Below are 18,057 nucleotides of genomic sequence, written 5' to 3'. Positions count from 1 at the left end.
GCACGAGGTCTTCCGCCTGGACACGCCCGGAGGCGCGCGCATGGTGGCGCTGGACGCCGGTCGCGCCTACCTCGCCGACGCGAATGGAGGGCTGCGCATCCTGGACCTGTCGGATCCCGTCCATCCGACCCCTCTCGGATCCCTCTCCTTCCCCTCGGACGCGGTCGCCGTGGCGGTGTCAGGGACCCATGCCTACGTCGCCGCGGGCGCCGCGGGACTCCGCGTCGTGGATGTAAGCGACCCGGCGGCGCCCGTCGAGGTGGGAGCCTACGATACGCCAGGGAATGCGATGAACGTGGAGGTCTCGGGGTCCACCGCCTTCGTGTCGGATTACGGCACGGGCGTCCTCCTCCTCGACGTGTCCGATCCCGCCGCCCCGACGCTGTCCGGAACCCTGAACACCCCCGGCAACGCCTGGCAGGCCCATCTGATGGGAGACTCTCTCTACGTTGCCGACGATTTCGGGTTCGTCATCGAGGACCTGTCCTCCTGCTGCGCGGGCCCGCCCGGAGCCTTCGACCTGGAATACCCCGCCCCCGGCTCGACCAACGCGCCCTGCTCCGCCACCTTCGAATGGGAGAACGCCCCCGGGGCCCTGAGCTACGACGTGTACGTAGACACGGTGGATCCCCCGCTGAATCTGGTGGAGGCCGGCCTCACCTCCTCCCGGTGGCAGGCCGAGGGCTTCCCCCCGGCGACGACCTTCTACTGGCGCGTGGAGGCCAAGAACCTCTGCGGCACGACCTCCGCCAGCGGGTCCTTCACCACCGCCCCCATCCCCGGGTCCTTCGACCTGCTCTTCCCCGGCCCTGATGGCACCAATCTCACGACGACGAGGATGTTGGTCTGGGGCCCCAGCGCTGGCGCCCAAAGTTATTCACTCTACTTCGGCACCGCCGATCCACCCCCCCTCCGCGCATCGGGCGTCTCGGAGAACTACTACACCGTGACGGGCTTGAGCCCTGGGACAACTTACTACTGGTACGTGGAAGCCCTGTCCCCTTGTGGGAGCACGCTTTCCACGGGCGGGACGCGCACCTTCACAACGGGCTGTGCGACGCTGACGGGACGGTGGCCTTCTAAACAGTACGGAATGCTCGGCTCTTCGGTAACCTACGGGAATTACGCCTATGCCGGCAACGGCTTCTTCCTCACCGTGCTGGATATCTCCAACCCGTCCTCCCCGTCGGTGGTCCGCGAGAAGGTGCTCACGGGAAGCACTTTGGATGAAAACGAGATGCTCGTGGCGAATGGCTATCTCTACGTACCCCAGTGGTCCAATTTGACCATCTACAGCCTATCGGACCCCTCGAATCCGACAGAAGTTGCCCGCCTCCCAGTGACCGGGAGCCTTTACGGGAGCATGGAACTGGCGGGTAACTTCCTCTATGCAGCGGCCTGGACAAGCGGAACGATGATTTTCGATGTGTCCTCCCCGTCCGCACCCGTGCATGTTGGAAGTCTTCCTGCACCTCTATTTAGCGGAAACCCCGACATGGCCAAGGATGTGACGGTCTATTCCGCCGGGCCTTCGACATACGCCTATGTCGCGTACCTCTACACGGGCGTCCAAGTCCTTGATGTTACGAATCCGAACTTTCCCACCGAACTTGCCATCCTGCCGCTCGCGAACCAGACGGAGAGCGTGGGGCTCGTGGGGAACTCACTCGTTGCAGGAGGGGGAGATGGGGTAACGCTCTACGACCTCACGAATCCTGCGGCTCCAACCGTCATTACGACTTGGCTCCCATCCATCACAGAGGCCTTCTATGTGGAGTGGGTGACCCTCAGCGGAAGCATGGCCTATGTCTGCGACAGTTATTTGGGGTTGAAGGTTCTTGACCTCTCCAACCCTAACAACCCCGTTCTGCTGGGTAGCCGCGCCCCCCGCGGCAATCCTTTCCACTTGGCCCTCTCTGGCACCCTGGGCCTGTTGGCGGAGGACTTCGCCGGGCTGACCCTGCTTGATATGAGCGATCCGTCCTCTATCACCCAACTTGGGTTCTGGGATGCTTCCGAGGGAGAATCCCGTGCGCTTTGGAGCGACGGGACCCACGTTTTCGTCGCGCGTTTACGCGAAGGCCTGGGAATCCTTGATGTCTCCGCGCCAGCTTCCCCCACGGAAGTGGGCGCATGGAACCTCAGCAATTCCTTTATCTACGGTGTTACCGTTCGCGATACTCTGGCCTTCGTCGCGGATGCCTCTTCCAACTTGTACATCCTTGATGTCACCACGCCCTCTACGCCTTCGCCTGTTGGAACCTACGCCAAGAACGGGCTCCGGACGACGCTCTCCGAAGACGGCCGGACCCTCTATTACGCCACGGGCGCCGGAGGCCTCCACATCCTCGACGTATCAACGCCTAGCTCTCCGGCCTTGCTCGGCAAGTGGATTCACCCGGTCCCGTGCGATGGCTGCTCCGTACGCGCTGTGGCCCTGGACGGACCTTACGCCTACCTCGCCGACCGCACGGGCGGCTTGCGTGTGATCGATGTGAGCTCCCCCGAGGCGCCCGTGTTAATCGCAAGTGTTCCCACCACTGGATCCGCTTTCAGCGTGGTTTACGCGGAGGGCTATGCTTTTGTGCTCTCTGCTGCAGCGCTGGATGTTTTCGATGTTTCGAATCCTGCCGTACCGACCATGGTCTCGAGCCTCGTCGTTCCGGAAAATGCGGGGATCCTGGACCTTTCCGGAAGCGTCCTCGCCGTGAGTCTGGGCAGGACGGAGGTGCCTCTCATCGACGTTTCCAACCCATTGGCGCCGGCCGTATTGACCACGGTGAAGACCCAACAAGGCGCGCAGGAGGCTCGCATCGTTGGAGACAGCCTGTATGCTGCGGACTTGTTGGGTGTCGTCATCGACGATCTGGCATCTTGTTGCAGCACCCCGCCCACCTCTCCGAATCTCCTGACCCCGGGAAATGACACCACGGAGGTTCCCAATTCACTCAAATTGGACTGGTCGGACCCGCAGTGGGCCCTTCGCTACGATCTCTACCTCGATACAGTCAATCCTCCTGTGACGATGGTGAATTCGGGAATCAAGGCCTCTTCCAAGGCGATGGCACTCGTTTCGGGGACGACCTATTACTGGAAGGTCGTGGCCCACAACCCTTGCGGGACCTCAGAATCGCCCGTATTCTCCTTCACCACGGCGCTCCCCGATCTCTCCCTTCAGCTCTCCGACTCCCCCGAGCCGGTACTCACCACGCGGCCCGTGACCTACACGTTCGAGCTGGCCAACGAGACGGCGGGAGGCGCCACGGCCGTGAGCCTCGACACGACCCTGGCAACGACCGGGTCGGCGTCCCTGACCTTCGACGCAGGCGCCAGCGACCCCCGTTGGACCGAGGGGGCGCCGGGCGAACTCCACGCTTCCCTGGGAGACTTCGGTGGAGGCGCCACGACATCCCTGATCGCCGTGTTCCAGACCTCGGGGGTGGGAACGGCCTCGGTGTCCGCCGCCGTCAGCCTCGCGGAGGGCGACCCGGACCTTTCGGACAACGCGGCGACCCAGGTGACGGCGGTGGAGCCCATCGCCATCGGCAACCAGGTCTGGCGGGACGACGATGCCGATGGCGTGCGCGACGCGGGCGAGCCGGGCCTGCCGGGCATTGTCGTCAAGCTCTACAACGACTCGTACCAGTGGCTCCAGGAAGTGGTGACGGATCCCGACGGCCTTTACCGTTTCAACGGGCTCGCTTACGGATCCACTTATTTCGTCAAGTTCTTCCTGCCTTCTCCCGATTATGCGTTCAGCCCCAAGGACCAGGGCGCCGACGACGGGTACGACAGCGACGCCGACACGACGACGGGCCAGACGGACTTCATCACCTTGACCAGTGGGGAGGACTGCACCCGGTGGGACTGCGGAATGGTGGACGGCGCTTTGTGCGATCCGCCCGACGAGACCGTGTTCATTTACAGCGTAACGCTCACGACGGACGGGAACGACTATCCGATCCTGAATTTCATGGATCCTAACCAGGCCGACCAGGTCACGGGCTACAACATCTACCGGACCCACGATGTGGCCCTGGCCCACAACCAGTGGACGCGGGTGGCCTCGGACGTGGTGGACATGGACGAGGCGACGGCCAACAAGCAGTGGATCGACACCTCCGGTGAGGACCCGCCGCCGGGATACACGGTCTGGTACTACGAGGTGGCCGCGTACAATCACCTTTGCCCCGCCGAGGGACCGTGGTAGCGGCGTACCCCCCCCAACGGCGGCGGGGAGAAACACGTGCGGAGGGCCCTATGCGGGTCCTCCGCGCCTTGTTGAACGGGCCTTCTGTTTGGGTTCAGCCGCTTCGGCGGAACATGCGGGGAAGGATCCGAAGGGCCTTGAGCCACCCGCCGAGGCGCGTGCCGAAGGATCGGGCGTAGAGGCCCAACACCAGCCCCTTGAGGCCTTCGTAGACCTCCCGGCCATGGGGGTGCCACCAGAGGTCCCGAGCGGCGAAGCCGAGGAGGTCGTCCACGACGACGCGGGGCTGGGTCATCTCGTCGAAGCCGATTTGGCCGTGGGTCCGGCCCAGGCTCGACTGCTTGAATCCGCCCCAGGGCGTTTCGGGCAGGCCGTGGCTCATGAGGTGGTCGTTGATCGTGACGGCGCCTGCGTGAAGGCGGGACGCGAGGGTCTTGGCCCTCTTCCGGTTGCGGCTCCAGACGGAGGCCGTGAGGCCGAGGTTCGAATCGTTGGCCAGGGCCACGGCCTCCTCCATGTCCTTCACCTTCATGACCCCCACCACGGGACCGAAGGTCTCCTCCCGCATGGTGACCATGTCGTGGTTGACCTCGGCGAGGACCACGGCGGGATGGAAAAGGCCGGGGCCGCCTTCGGGGGCGGAGGATTGGGCGTGCAGAACGGCGCCTTTGGCCAGGGCGTCCCGAACGTGCTCCCGGACGGTCTCCAGCTGCTTGGCCGTCGTCATGGCGCCCATGTCGTTCTCGAAGCCTTCCCCGGGACCCACCCGGAGCGCTTCCACCCGCGCCTTGAGGGCCTGGAGAAAGGCCGAGTACACCTTCTCGTGGACGTAGATCCGCTCCACGCCGCCGCAGGACTGCCCGGCGTTCTGCATCCCCGCCCAGACGGCGCCGGCGGCGGCCCGGTCCACATCCGCGTCCTCGCAGACGAGCATGGGGTCGTTCCCGCCCAATTCCAGGGACAAGGGCGTCAGGGTTTCGGCGGCCTTGGCCATGAGGGCCTTCCCCACGGGGACGCTGCCGGTGAAGAACAGCTTGTCCACGCCCGTCTCCAGGAAGGCTGGACCCGCCACTCGACCGGGCAGGTTGAGGAAGGAGAAGAGGCCCTTCGGAAGGTCCGCCGCGCCGATGACCTCCGCCAGAGCCACGCCCACCGCCTGGGTCTCGGACGCCGTTTTCAACAGGACGGCGTTCCCCGCCAGGAGAGCCATGACGACCTCGTGGAAGGGAATGCCGAAGGGATAGTTCCACGGCGAAATGATCCCCACCACCCCCCACGGGACCCTCTGGACGACCGAACGCTTGTTGGCAAGAAGCCAGGTGGCCGTCCCCGTCCTCCGGGGGCGCAGAAAACGAGGCGCCATCCGCGCGTAGTAGGTCACCGAGATGGCGGCGGGCAGGATCTCGGTGGCGAGGGCATCGGTCAGGGTCTTGCCGTTGTCGCGCGCCAAGACCCGGGCCAGTTCGTCGGCACGAGAAACGAGGCGGTCCCGGATGGGAAGGACGCGCCGGGCCCGTTCCTTCGGAGGGAGCGCCGCCCATCCGGGCTGGGCCTGCCGCGCCGCCTCCATGGCGGCCCGGAGGTCCTCCAGGGAGTGCAACGGAGACCGCGCGAAGACCTCACCGGTGGCTGGATTCACGCACGGCGTGGCGCTTGGGTTCTGGTCGTTCATGTCCCCCCCCCTATCGTGCCGCCATTCCATGATAGCGGAGTCGCCATGAACCAGGAATCCCCCCTTTCGGGGGGATCCTCGCGAGTCTGAACCAACTGAAACCGGATCGTGACGCGGGCGCCAGCGACCCCGCCCTTCGGCTAGTCCTTGAGCGCCGCCTGGGCGGCCGCAAGGCGCGCCACGGGCACTCGGAAGGGGGAGCAGGAAACGTAATTGAGGCCGATGGCGTGGCAAAACTCGACGGAGTTCGGTTCTCCCCCGTGCTCGCCGCAGATGCCGATCTGCAGCTTGCGACGGCTCCGCCGCCCGCCCTTTACGGCGATCTTCATGAGTTCGCCCACCCCCTCCCGATCGATGCGCTGGAAGGGGTCCACCGGGTAAATCTCCTGCTCCACATATTGGCCAAGGAATCCGCGGACGTCGTCCCGGGAGATCCCGCAGGCCGTCTGCGTGAGGTCGTTGGTGCCGAAGGAGAAGAACTCGGCGTGTTTGGCGATGGCGCCGGCCGCCACGCACGCGCGGGGCAACTCGATCATGGTTCCGACGAGGTAGTGCACTTTGGCGCCCGCCCTCTTGAAGACCTCCTTGGCGATCCGCCGCGTCATGGCCTCGAAGATTCTCATTTCCTCGGCGGTGGCCACGATGGGGATCATGACCTCGGGCCGGACGGGAAGGCCCTCCTTGGCCACCTCGCAGGCGGCCTCGAGGATGGCCCGGATCTGCATCTCGTAGATTTCCGGATAGGTCACGCCCAGCCGGCAGCCGCGGTGGCCCAGCATGGGATTGTTCTCGTGCAGGCCTTCGATTCGGTCCTCGATCTCCTCGGGGGAGACGCCCAATTCGTCGGCGACAGCCTTCACCTTTTGGGCGAAGACTTCCGGCTTTAACGCCTCGCGAGACGGAAGAAATTCATGAAGAGGAGGATCCAAAAGACGGACCGTGACCGGCCGGCCGTTCATGGCCCGGAAAATGCCGGCGAAGTCCTCCTTCTGCATGGGAAAGAGGTGAGCCAGGGCCTTCTGGCGGTCCTCCTTGGATTCGGAGAGGATCATCCTTCGAACGTAATGAATCCGGTCCCCTTCGAAGAACATGTGTTCCGTGCGGCACAATCCGATACCCTGCGCCCCCAGCTTGACGGCCGTGGCGGCCTGTCCGGGCGTGTCGGCGTTGGTCCAGACCTCGAGGCGCCGGTACTTGTCCGCCCAGGCCATGAGCCGGTCGAATTGCTGAAAGTTGCGGCTCTCCTCGGGCCTCAGTTCGCCGGAAATGACCTGCAACACCTCGCTGGGGCGCGTGGGGAGCTGGCCCAGGATCACCTCCGCCGTGAACCCGTCGATGGAGAGCCAATCCCCCTCGCGGACCACGTTCTCCCCCACCCGCATCTCCCCTTTGGCGTAGTCGATGTCGAGGGCTCCGCAGCCTACGATGCACACCTTTCCCATCTGACGGGCCACCAGGGCCGCGTGGGAGGTCATGCCGCCCATGGCCGTCAGAATCCCCTGGGCGGCGTTCATGCCCCGGATGTCCTCGGGGCTCGTGAACTTCCTCACCAGGAGGACCTTCTCGCCCCGCCGGGCCCACACTTCGGCGTCCACGGCGTTGAATACGACCCTTCCCGACGCTCCGCCAGGACCCGCCGGGAGCCCCTTGGCCACAACCCGCTTCTCCCGGACGGCCTGGAGCTTCGCGCCGGCGTCGAAAATGGGCGACAGGAAGGCGGCGATGCCGTCCGCCTCGGGCCGGAGCACGGCCTCCTTTTCCGAGATGAGGCCCTCGGCCTCCATGTCCACCGCCATCCGAGCCGCCGCGAACGGGTGGCGCTTTCCCGTGCGGGTCTGGAGCATCCAGAGCCGCCCCTCCTCGATCGTGAACTCAAAGTCCTGCATGTCCCGGAAGTGCCTTTCGATGGTGTTCCGGATGCCCACGAGCTGGTTGAACGCCTGGGGGAGAACCTGCTCGAGCTCCGCGATGGGCCTGGGCGTGCGGATGCCCGCCACCACGTCCTCGCCCTGGGCGTTCATGAGGAACTCGCCGTACATCCGGTTCTCCCCCAGGGCCGGGTCCCGCGTAAAGCCCACGCCCGTTCCGGAGGTCTCCCCTAGGTTGCCGAAGACCATGGTCTGGACGTTGACGGCCGTGCCCCAATCACCGGGGATGTCATACAGCTTCCGGTACGCGATGGCCCGGTCATTCATCCACGAGCCGAAAACCGCCCCGATGGCGCCCCACAGCTGTTCCCGCGGATCCTCCGGGAACTCAAGGCCGAGCCGAGCCTTGATCTCGCCCTTGAATAGGGCCACGAGGCGCCGCAGGTCATCCGCCCCGAGGTCCGTGTCGAACCGCGCGCCGACCTCGTGTTTGACCCGTTCGAGGATCACCTCGAAGGGGTCCTCTTCCTTCTTGTCCACCGGCTTGAGGCCCAGGACCACGTCCCCGTACATGGCGACGAAGCGGCGATAGGAATCCCAGGCGAAGCGGGGGTTGCCCGTCCGGGCCGCCAGGCCTTCCACGGTTGCGTCGTTGAGACCCAGGTTGAGGACCGTGTCCATCATGCCCGGCATGCTGGCTCGGGCACCGGATCGGACCGAGAACAGGAGCGGGTTGGAGGGGTCCCCGAAGGTCCGTCCCATGATGGCCTCGACGCCGGCGAGGGCCTCGTCCACTTGCGCTCGAAGGTCGGCCGGATAGGTGCGGCCGTTGGCGTAGAAATAGGTGCACACCTCGGTGGTGATGGTGAACCCCGGCGGGACGGGGATGCCCAGATTCGTCATCTCCGCCAGCCCGGCGCCCTTTCCACCAAGAAGTTCCTTCTGTTTCCCGTGCCCCTCCGCCTTCCCGTTTCCGAAGAAAAAGACCCATTTCGGCATGTTCGTTCCTCTCGTAGACAAGAGGTGGAGTCTATCCCATGCCCATCGGGCGCAGGAAGGGGCGTTCCTCGCGCCCCCGGAAAGTGGGGCACGCCACCCCAATCAGCAGATGTCGAGCAGGTTCAAGTAAAAAGGCAGCGCCACGGGCCGCTGCTCGGGCGCCGGCTTGCCGATGACCAGCGCCGAGGGCGTGAGGGAGGACGGGCTCAGCCCTCGGCCCAACCCGTCCCAGGCGATCACGGTGAGCCGCTGGCCTCCACCCGCCTCCGCTTCCCACATGAGGTGCTTCCCGTTGAGCACGCGGCATCCCTTCGCGTAGAGCCCTTCGATTCCGACCGTCGGCTCGTCGTTCAGCGGCCCAAAGGGGTCCATGACCTCCCACGCGTCCCAGAGCCCCGGGACGTCGTCGGGGAGGATCGGGATGTACGCGACCGGCGCGGGCGCGTCGGGAGACCGCTCGGCGGCCTCGGCCTGAACTCTCTTCTCCAGGGCGGGGATCTTGTCGGCCTCCACGCTGAACCCGGCCGCTCCGCCGTGGCCCCCGTACCGCAGAAGGAGGTCCGAACAGCGTTCCAACAGGGCCACTACGTTTTCGCCTCCCCACGAACGGGCGGATCCGGTTCCGATCCCCCCTTCTACCGACACGACGAAGGCGCTTTTCCGGAAGGACTCCGCCAGCCTGGCCGCGACGGGTCCAAGCACGCCGCGGTGCCACCGCCCCGATGCCACGAACAGGACGGGCCCTTCGGGGTTCTCCCGCACCCTCGCCGAGGCGTCGTCGTAGGCGGCGGCCTGAAGCGCCCGCCTCTTCCGGTTGAGGCCCTCGAGACGTCCGGACAGGGCCGCGGCTCGCGCCGCGTCCCTCTCCAATAGAAGGTCGAGCACGAGGCGTGCGTCCTCGATTCGCCCCGCGGCGTTGAGGCGCGGGGCGATATGAAAGGCGATGTGGTGGCCCATGATTCGCCCGTTCGCCCCGGCGGCCTTGAACATCCTCGCGAGGGCCAGGTTGGGCGTGGTGGCGAGGGCCGCAAACCCTTCCCGACACACCCGGCGGTTGAGGGGCGTCAGGGGGCTGACGTCGGCCACGGTGGCGATGGCGCCGAGTCTCACGAAGGGTTCGAGGCTCAGGGGGCGCCCCAGGAGGTCCCCCACGCGACGCACGAGCTGGAGGGCCACCAGGGTGCCGCAGAGGGCCCGGTCCGGGTGGTCCGGCTCCATGTGGGGATTGACGATCCATCCCGGGGGTTGCTGGTCCGGGGAAGGCACGTGGTGGTCCGTCACCACGAGGTCCACGCCGTGCCTGGCGAGATCCGCCCCCGCCTCCCTGGCGTTCGTGCCGCAGTCCGTCGTGAGGACCAAGGATGCCGAGCCCGAGAGGGCGGCGGACACACTGGACTCAGAGAGGCCGTAGCCGCCTTCGAATCGCGAGGGGATGTACACGTCGGGCGAGGCCCCCAGGGTCCGAAGCGCGCCCGTCAAGACGGCGGCCCCCATGAGGCCGTCCACGTCGTAGTCCCCGTGGATGAAGATCTTCTCCCCAGCCCGGACGGCGCGGACCACGCGGTCCGCCGCTTCACTCAAGTGGGGAATGCGAAGGGGGGAAGGCCATTCGACCCGGGAGGGGTCCAGATACTCCTCGATCCCTTCGTCATCGGGAAAGCGCACGGCCAGAAGGAGAGCGGCCGTTCGGGAGAGACCGAACCGCAAGGCGATTTCGGCCCGGCGGCCCTCCATCCCGGATTGCGCCACCCACCGGATGCCCACTCCCGCTCGCCTCCCCGGGGTTCGTCGCCGGACGCGCGACGCCCAACGGTCCTAGTCTAACTATGAAAAACGCCGGAGATTGCTCTCCGGCGCCGGGTCGCCCGCCGCGCAGGGGCGGGGGGTGTTTTTGGTGGAGCTAGGGGGGATCGAACCCCCGACCTCTTGAATGCCATTCAAGCGCGCTCCCAGCTGCGCCATAGCCCCACCAGGCGGGTAATTATAGCGAATCCATACGGGTAGGTCAAGCCGGCCGCAGGGGCGTCTCCCGAATCGCTCGAGACAGACCCTCCCCTCCGGAACCGGGTTCCCCGGGACGGTCCCAAACCAACTCCACGCGGAGGGCTCGCCTCCGGTCCTACAGTCCGACGTGGCGGGCATTCCGCCTTGAGCAGGGCGAATCCGCCGTTCCCCCGCGATCCTAGCGGCGGGTCCGGCGGATGCCGACTCGGGACAGTTCCAGGGATTCCACTTTGAGGCGGGCGAGACTTTCGGTGCGTCGAGCCAAGGGCGACTCCTTTCCAAGGTGGATCAACGGCGACCACCGCCCGCCGCGGGCCTCCCTGGGGCATGTGGCTTGGGCCCTGCGCCCGCGGCCTCCGTAATATGGGTTCCCGGGCCGCCGTTTTCAAGCAGACTCCCGAACGGTCTTCGGACAGGGCGGGGCCGCGCCTCATGGCTCCTCATGGTGATGGCCGGCCCAGTGAAGGTGAGGGTGGCGGTGGAGCACGTCTCCATGCCGGTGGGAGTGAATGTGAATCAAGTTGGCGCGGTCCAGCAGCGCGAGGTCCGACAGAACTTCATCCGCCGGGGCCTCGGCGAGCAGCCGGTGCCCCGGCGACAACACCACCGCACGGTCCGCCAGGTGCGGCAGCAGGAGAAGCTCGTGCGTGGCCGTGATCAGGGTGAGGCCCGCCCCGTGGAGCTGTTCCAGGATATCGAGAAGGCGGGACTGGCTTCGCGGGTCAAGCCCGGCCGTCGGCTCGTCCAGGAGAAGCACGGAGGGGCCCGCCGTGAGCAGGGAAGCCAGAGCCACTCGCTTCTTTTCCCCCGCGCTGAGGCTCTGGGGCGGGCGGTCCCGCAAGTCCGAGATTTCCATCAAATTCAATACGGTTTCCACCCGTTCCTCGGCTTCCTCGCTCGGGAGGCCCAACTGCCTCGGGGCGAACAAAAGTTCCTCCCTCACGGAAGGGCTGAAAAGCTGGGCATCCGGGTTTTGAAAAAGGAGGCCGACGCGCCTCCGGAAGTGGCGGACGGCCTCTCCGTCTTCGAGAGAATGGGCCTCGATGGGATTCCCTTCGAAGTCGATCCGGCCCCCCTGGGGAAAGTAAAGTCCGTCGAGCAGGAGCAGGAGCGTGGTCTTGCCCGACCCGTTTGCGCCCAGAAGGGCCACACGCTCTCCCTTCCGCACGGTGAAGGAGACCTCCTCCAGGCTCGGAGGTCGCCCCGGGTAGGCGAAGGTCACTCCCCGGATTTCAAAGAGCGGCGGCTTATAGAGGTCGCTCACTGTCGCTCCAACCAAAGCAAGAAAAGGCCCACCCCTGCGGCGACCGCGGGCAGGAAGAACGCCTTCGGTTCGACCGGCGACACACCGACCAACTGGGGGGCCTCCGCCGTGCATCCCCGCGAGACCATGGCGAGGGTAACCTCCTCCGCCAGGCGCCGCGTCCTTCGGTAGAGGCTGCCCAGGCCCGCGCCCACCCACGCCTGCTCCTCCCGCAAATCCCCACCCGCAAGGCTGCGGCTGAGCCGGGCCAGGTGCATCTCCTGGGCGCATTGGGACAGGACCTGAAGATAGCGGTGGCCCATGGACAGGAGGGCGAGCAGGAGGGACGGAACCCTCCAGGCGGCGAGGCCCTTGAGGATTTTTCCGAAGGGAAGAAGGTGTCCCATGAGCGCGACCCAGGCGACGGACGCGGTGGATCTCATCGCGAGCCGTGCGGCAAGGTAGACCCCCGTGTCCGTGACGGCCCAGGGGGGTGTTTTACCCTGTGTGGGACCGCCGGGTGGAACCAGGGCCTGGCCGGGAGAAATCCATGCGAAAAGGGCAGGAAAGGCAACGATCAAAGAGAACAGGGCGGAGGCCGCCACAAGCGCGGCCGGCCGGCCCCGCCCTCCGCCGCTGGCCAGAAGCCCCCCGAGCGGCACCACCAGAAGCACACCGAGCAGGAAGGGGGTTCGAGCGAAGGCCACCACAAGGATCGCCATGAGAACGGTGGCCACGAGCGAGGCAGGGCCCGCGCGATCGGCCAAGGCGAACAGCCCCGAGGGCGGCGGGTCCTCCAAGTGGGTCCAAAGCCTTGACAGCGCAAGCAAGGCCCGCCTCAGTCCCCTGCTCCTTGGCCGCCCCGGAAGGGGTCCCTCGACCCGACCTCCCTCCGCGCCCGAAACCCCTTCGAGAAGCCAGGCCGGCACGTCAGCCACGGTCGCCCCTCACGCGCGTGACGGTCTTCAAGCCCACGTACAGGGCCCCAAGGACTGCAATCCCCAGCGCTCCCGCGAGGAGATATCCCAAGGGACCGGCCTCCTCCGCGTAGTCGGGCACGGGGGCCCTCCAGAAGGCCGCCCATCGTTCGAGTCGGGCGGGAACGTATCCCAGCATGACGATCAGTTCCTCGGGCGACCACTCGCCCCAAGCCGCGGCGGCCCCTGCCCATCGGGGGACGAGGAAGCCCAGCGGCGTCAGGACGAGCAGGACCAGAAGCCACCCCCACAGCTTCCGATAGGGGGCGGCGGGGACCGCCGGGCCGGGGGCTAACCCGGGCTCCGTCCTGTCCAGCCACTTCAGCGCCACGGAGGTTACGATGGCCTCCACGAAGCCGAAGAGTAGAAGGTGTTCGGCGGCCATCACGGGCACGGCCACGCCGAGCCCGTATGGACAGTACAACGGTCGTCCCGAGGCGTCGCTGGCCAGGAGGGGCTGGATGCCGAGGAGCCCTGCCGTGGCGAGGGCCGCCGCGTTCAAGCCCGCGTACGCGGCGAAGCCGGCCGCAAGGTATCGACGGCGCGAGTCAGGAGGCGCCGTCGCCCCCGTCAGGCGAAACGCCGCCCAACCCGCGAGAGGCATGATGCCCGCCATGGTCAAGCAGTTCGCCCCCAGGGCCGTGATCCCGCCGTCCCCAAATAGGAGCGCCTGCAGAGCCAGGGCCAGGGACACGGAGATCACGGCGGCCCAGGGTCCCAGGAGGAGGGCCACCAGCACGCTGCCCACGGCGTGCCCGGTGGTTCCCCCGGGGATGGGTATGTTGAACATCATGATGAGAAACGAGAAGGCGGCGCCCAGGGAAAGGAGGGGGATTCGCCGCACCTCCAGGCCCTTTCGAAGATGGCGCAGGGCCGATCCCCAGACGGGCACCATGATCCCCCAGGTCGCGAGGGCCGTGGCCGGTCCCAAGTATCCGTCCGGGATGTGCATCGGCTATTTCCCTCCCCTCACCAGCGCAGCGTCAGGCCGACGGAGCCGTTGATCCCCGCCATGGGGTAGCCGGGTCGGAAGGAGTACTCCCGGTTGAGCAAGTTTTCTCCGGCCACGTGGATTTCGCCCGAAGCGCCGGAGCGGCCCTCCCAGATGGACCTGGCGATCCTCGCGTTGACCAGGAAATGGGCCCCGATCCATTCCTGGGTGCGCGCAAAGCGCGGATTGAGCACGTTGCGGGCCCCCACGTACTGTGCGTCCCCCGAGATCCGGGTCCCGCCGCCCACCACCGCCGTGACGCCACCCGAAAGGGTCCACTTGGGCGTTTCGGGGATTTCCGCTCGTCCCGTGCTCGCCGTGCATGCCCCCAAGAATACGGCAACCCGCGGCGACGGGGCCAGCCGAACCTCTCCCATGGCTCCCTTGACCGTGTATGCTCCGAGGTTGGCGAAGCCGGGCGGAAAGGGCGGGGGCGGAGCAAATCGGAGGGCGTTTTCCACCTTGTCCGAAAAGAGAGTCAGATCGGCCGAGGCCGCCCCTCCTGCGTCCCATCCGACTCCCACCTCCGTGTGGGTCAAGGTTTCCGCCTTCAGGCCCGTCCACTTTCGATCCGGATAGGCGGGACCGAACATGATCGCGGCATACACGCCGGGGTAGCTGAATGAGCGCGAGTGTCCCCCGTGGAGGACGAGTCCTTTCCAGGCCGCCGTGAGGCCGAACTGTCGGCCGGTCTGGTCTTCGAAGTAGCGGGCGTCGTTGGCTCGGATTCCCAACGAGGGGGTGACCTGGAGCGTTTCTCCGAAGGTTTGGCTCACCAGGAGATACGGAGCCCGGTTCCGGAAGAGCCGCCGGGGGCTCGGACGCGTCGGGTACGGCCGCAGTTCCTGGAAATGGCCGCCGAAGGTGTCGTCATCCAGACCCAGGGTGATGCGCCCGCCGGACCAGGGTGTGAAGTTCTGTCGAATCCTCACGCCATACCCCTCGTATTCGGTGCGCGTCACGAAGGCGTGGCCTGCCCCCGAATCCCACTGGAGCCAGCGGGCGATCCCGTCGTTGTCGTAGACCTTCACGTACCCGTCTCCCCAGGCAAAGCGGTTCTCCAAGGTGCCGAGCAGGAGCGTGTTCCGGATCGGATAGCGAGGGGTCACGGGGGGCCTGGGGGCCTCCTCCCGTCCTGGATCCTCGGCCCAGGAATCCGTGTGGTGGACTTGAAAGGAGACCTGCCAGTGGTCCGCGAGTTCCATCTCGCCTCTTCCGTAAGCCCTGGCCACCCGCCCCCCGGCGTCCCTTCGGTGGCCGTCGCTTCGAAGGACGCTTCCCTGCAGATAGAGCCCTCCCCGCCCCAGCGGGATGCCCTCTTCGGCCTTCACGCCGAACTGGGAATAGGAGCCTCCGAAGAGAACCGCTTGGCCATTCGCCGCCTCGGCGGGGCGCTTGGGAACCAGGTTGACGGCGCCAAAGGCCATGTTTCCGAACAAGACGGGCTCCGGGCTCTTGTATACCTCTATGGAATCCGCCGCATCGGTGTTGAGCAGGTCCAGAATGGGATGGGTCCACACCGAGACCACGACCGGAACGCCGTCCACGAGGGTGGCCACTTCTCCGCCCGGGCGCCCCGCGCCCTGCCCGCGAATGTAGATGGCTCCGCCGTCTGCCCCTCCGTAACTGCCGATGGGGTTGTACCGGCTGATGGTGAGCCCCGGGATTCGCCGCAGGGCGCTCGCCAGGTCCTGGGCGTTGAGGTCCTCGATCTGTCCCTCCGAGACCACGGAGAGGAGGGTGCCCTGGACCGTGCTCTCCAGGCTCTCCTCGACGGGTTTGGCGCGAACTGTCACCTCGGTGGAGCCCAGGTACCCTGCCTTTGGAAGAGCTTCAGGGAGTTGGGTAAGGAGCGGCGCATCCTCCGCGAGCACCCATGCCCCCGTCAGGACCCCCAGAGCCACGACGAGGCCCTCGCCTGACCGGTTGGTCTTTTGTCCTTCCATTCTTTCCCCCCCTCCGCCCTGTACACGGAAAGCGTGCCACCTAATTGAAAATAGTAGCACCTGGGCTTCGCCGGCGCAAGCCAGGAAGCCTCTCGACTTCCGTCCCGAAAAACCGATTCAGTGAAGAGTGGCTAGAGAATGCACCGGGATCGATCCCACCGCATCGATCCCTCGGATCGTCCTTTATGGAGAGTCACTTGCGCAGGAACGAAAGGCGGCGATTCACCTCGTCCAGCACTTTCAGCCGGGCGTGGTTCTTGTCTTCGCCCTCCACGAGTACCCAGGGCGCCTGGCTCGTGCTGGTCTTTTCAAAGGTGTCCAAGGCCGCCGCCTCGTAGGCGTCCCACTTGGCCCGGTTCCGCCAGTCCTCCTGGGTGATTTTGTATTGCTTGTAGGGCGTTTCCTGCCGCTCCTTGAACCGCCTCAACTGTTCCTTCGAGGAGATGGCCAACCAGAACTTGATCAGAATGTGGCCGAACTGCGCCAGCTCCTCTTCGAACCCGTTGATCTCCGCGTAGGCCCGCTGCCATTCCGCCATCGTGCAGAACCCCTCCACCCGCTCCACCAGCACCCGTCCGTACCAGGACCGGTCGAAGATGGTCACTCGTCCGAGCCGGGGGAGGTGGCGCCAGAATCGCCACAGGTACGGGTGGGCGCGCTCCTCCTCGGTGGGGGCTGCGATGGAGATGTGCCGCGCATTGCGCATGTCCATGGCCGCCGTGAGACGCCGGATGGCGCCTCCCTTGCCAGCGGCGTCCGGACCCTCGAAGACCAGAATCAAGGACCGCTTCTCCTCGTACAGCCGGCGCGAGAGGAAGGAGAGTTCGGCCTGTTTCTTCTTCAGGGCTTTTTCGTACCGACTCTCCTCGACCTTCTTTCCCAGGTCGAGGGCCCTGAGCACGTTCACTTGGGGCGGCTTGGCGAGATAGGGGCGCCTTTCCGGGGGCGGCGCCTTGGAGTCGCGCGTCAGCCTTTCCTTCAGGCTCTCCAGGAGAACCTCCCCGACTTTCAGGTCCCGGTACCGCTTGTCCGTTGCCTCCAGGATGTGCCAGGGAGCCCATCCGGTGGACGTGTGCATCAGCGCCTGCTCCGACACAGACCTGAACCGGTCGTATTTCCCGAAGAATTTCCAGTCGCGCGGGGTCACGCGCCAGCGCTGATCGGGGTCCTTTTCAAGGGCCTTGAGCCGGCGCCGCATCTGGTCCTTGGAGATGTGAAGCCAGATCTTGACCAGGGCTACGCCCTCCTGATCCAGCATCTTCTCGAAATCGCAGATGGCGTCCAGGCGCCTGTGGAAGCGCCCGTCACCGATTCGGCCGAAGGTCCTTTCCACAATGGGCTCCGTGTACCAGGATCCCAGGAAGATCCCCATTCGGCCCTTTGCGGGAAGCCTCCTCCAAAACCGCCACATGAAGGGACGCTCCCGCTCTTCGTCGGTCGGATCCGAAAGCGCGTGGATTTCAACGCCCCTCGCGTCCAGCCACTCCAGCAGCCGGTTGATGGCCTCCGCCTTTCCGGCCCCCTCCACCCCCCCGACGAGCACCACCGCCGCCGTATTCGAGGCCGCGAGATCCCCCTGCGCCTTGAGCAATCCACTGCGGAGCGGCCCGACGGCAGCCTTGTAAGCTTCTTTCGAAACGCGCTGACCGAGTTCCGCCGTCTCGAACATGGCAGTCCCCCTTCCCTTCGTTCTTGTGAGTGAATTATACGGACCCGGCGTTTGGAGTGCCAATCTGCGCAAGCCATCCCTGTGGCCAGAATGGCCTTCCCAGCTCTCCACATCCCCGGGAGAGGACCCGAGGCCGTGTTCCTGAGCGTTCCCGGCCCCAGCCTCTCCCCTGTCGCCGCGGATTGCGATCGCTCCCTCTTCGGTCGCGCTCTCGCCCGCGGCCCTCAGGGTCCCCTCTGCGGCTTCAACTCCCGCGAAATTCAATGGCGGCCCTAGAAAAAAGGGAGGGCGCAACCCTCCCTTTCGGTTTGCTGGTGGAGGCGGCGGGATTCGAACGCAAGGGCCGCGGGAGCCTCGCGCCTCCCGAGTCTCGGCGCTGCGTTCCACGCGCGCCCTAGCGTTCCCGGCCCCAGCCTCTCCCCTGGGGCCGCGGCTTGCGATCGCTCCCTCTTCGGTCGCGCTCTCGCCCGCGGCCCTC

The 18,057-nt window shown here is 66.2% G+C and carries 9 protein-coding genes and 1 tRNA gene; 1 reads left to right on the top strand and 9 read right to left on the bottom strand.

Annotated features, from left to right (window positions below; translation table 11 throughout):
• The first annotated feature begins 40 nt into the window (after window positions 1-40).
• Window positions 41-4,210 carry an SdrD B-like domain-containing protein gene (locus AB1824_10585; protein ID MEW5765411.1) on the top strand — a complete coding sequence of 1,390 codons (4,170 nt, stop codon included), beginning with the start codon at window positions 41-43 and terminating at the stop codon, window positions 4,208-4,210.
• 94 nt (window positions 4,211-4,304) lie between these two features.
• Here the strand turns inward: AB1824_10585 and AB1824_10580 are convergent, their stop codons facing one another.
• The 9 genes from AB1824_10580 to pap form a co-directional block, all read right to left on the bottom strand.
• Entirely contained in the window at window positions 4,305-5,882 is a 1,578-nt protein-coding gene (locus tag AB1824_10580) for an aldehyde dehydrogenase family protein (protein MEW5765410.1), read from the bottom strand.
• A gap of 140 nt (window positions 5,883-6,022) precedes the next feature.
• Window positions 6,023-8,749 carry a pyruvate, phosphate dikinase gene (gene ppdK, locus AB1824_10575; GenBank protein MEW5765409.1) on the bottom strand — a complete coding sequence of 909 codons (2,727 nt, stop codon included), beginning with the start codon at window positions 8,747-8,749 and terminating at the stop codon, window positions 6,023-6,025.
• Window positions 8,750-8,851: 102 nt separating this feature from the next.
• A complete protein-coding gene (locus AB1824_10570; protein ID MEW5765408.1) occupies window positions 8,852-10,513 on the bottom strand; it encodes a DHH family phosphoesterase in 1,662 nt (553 codons plus the stop codon).
• A 128-nt stretch (window positions 10,514-10,641) separates the two neighbouring features.
• A tRNA-Ala gene (locus tag AB1824_10565) sits at window positions 10,642-10,717 on the bottom strand.
• 466 nt (window positions 10,718-11,183) lie between these two features.
• Window positions 11,184-12,017: an ABC transporter ATP-binding protein gene (locus AB1824_10560; protein MEW5765407.1), complete on the bottom strand. Its 834-nt coding sequence runs from the start codon at window positions 12,015-12,017 to the stop codon at window positions 11,184-11,186.
• The gene (locus tag AB1824_10555; protein ID MEW5765406.1) at window positions 12,014-12,763 is read right to left on the bottom strand and encodes a CbiQ family ECF transporter T component; all 750 of its coding nucleotides are present in this window, start codon (window positions 12,761-12,763) and stop codon (window positions 12,014-12,016) included. The genes AB1824_10560 and AB1824_10555 overlap by 4 nt, the downstream gene beginning before the upstream one ends.
• A 163-nt stretch (window positions 12,764-12,926) precedes the next feature.
• Window positions 12,927-13,925 carry a cobalt transporter CbiM gene (gene cbiM / locus AB1824_10550; GenBank protein MEW5765405.1) on the bottom strand — a complete coding sequence of 333 codons (999 nt, stop codon included), beginning with the start codon at window positions 13,923-13,925 and terminating at the stop codon, window positions 12,927-12,929.
• 17 nt (window positions 13,926-13,942) lie between these two features.
• On the bottom strand, window positions 13,943-15,910 hold the full coding sequence (locus AB1824_10545; protein MEW5765404.1) for a TonB-dependent receptor plug domain-containing protein: 1,968 nt from the start codon (window positions 15,908-15,910) through the stop codon (window positions 13,943-13,945).
• Window positions 15,911-16,103: 193 nt separating this feature from the next.
• Window positions 16,104-17,579, bottom strand: a complete 1,476-nt coding sequence (gene pap / locus AB1824_10540; protein MEW5765403.1) for a polyphosphate:AMP phosphotransferase — start codon at window positions 17,577-17,579, stop codon at window positions 16,104-16,106.
• Window positions 17,580-18,057: the final 478 nt, after the last annotated feature.

Source organism: Acidobacteriota bacterium (assembly GCA_040752915.1).
GTDB lineage: Bacteria > Acidobacteriota > UBA4820 > UBA4820 > DSQY01 > JBFLVU01.
The sequence above is the reverse complement of the archived record's forward strand: the minus strand, read 5'-3'. Positions and strand labels throughout refer to the sequence as shown.

Bases quoted from the DNA above. Each gene is read 5' to 3' on its own strand.
- cbiM (MEW5765405.1), bottom strand. From the start codon at position 13,925: ATGCACATCCCGGACGGATACTTGGGACCGGCCACGGCCCTCGCGACC.
- pap (MEW5765403.1), bottom strand. From the start codon at position 17,579: ATGTTCGAGACGGCGGAACTCGGTCAGCGCGTTTCGAAAGAAGCTTAC.
- AB1824_10545 (MEW5765404.1), bottom strand. From the start codon at position 15,910: ATGGAAGGACAAAAGACCAACCGGTCAGGCGAGGGCCTCGTCGTGGCT.
- AB1824_10580 (MEW5765410.1), bottom strand. From the start codon at position 5,882: ATGAACGACCAGAACCCAAGCGCCACGCCGTGCGTGAATCCAGCCACC.
- AB1824_10585 (MEW5765411.1), top strand. From the start codon at position 41: ATGGTGGCGCTGGACGCCGGTCGCGCCTACCTCGCCGACGCGAATGGA.
- ppdK (MEW5765409.1), bottom strand. From the start codon at position 8,749: ATGCCGAAATGGGTCTTTTTCTTCGGAAACGGGAAGGCGGAGGGGCAC.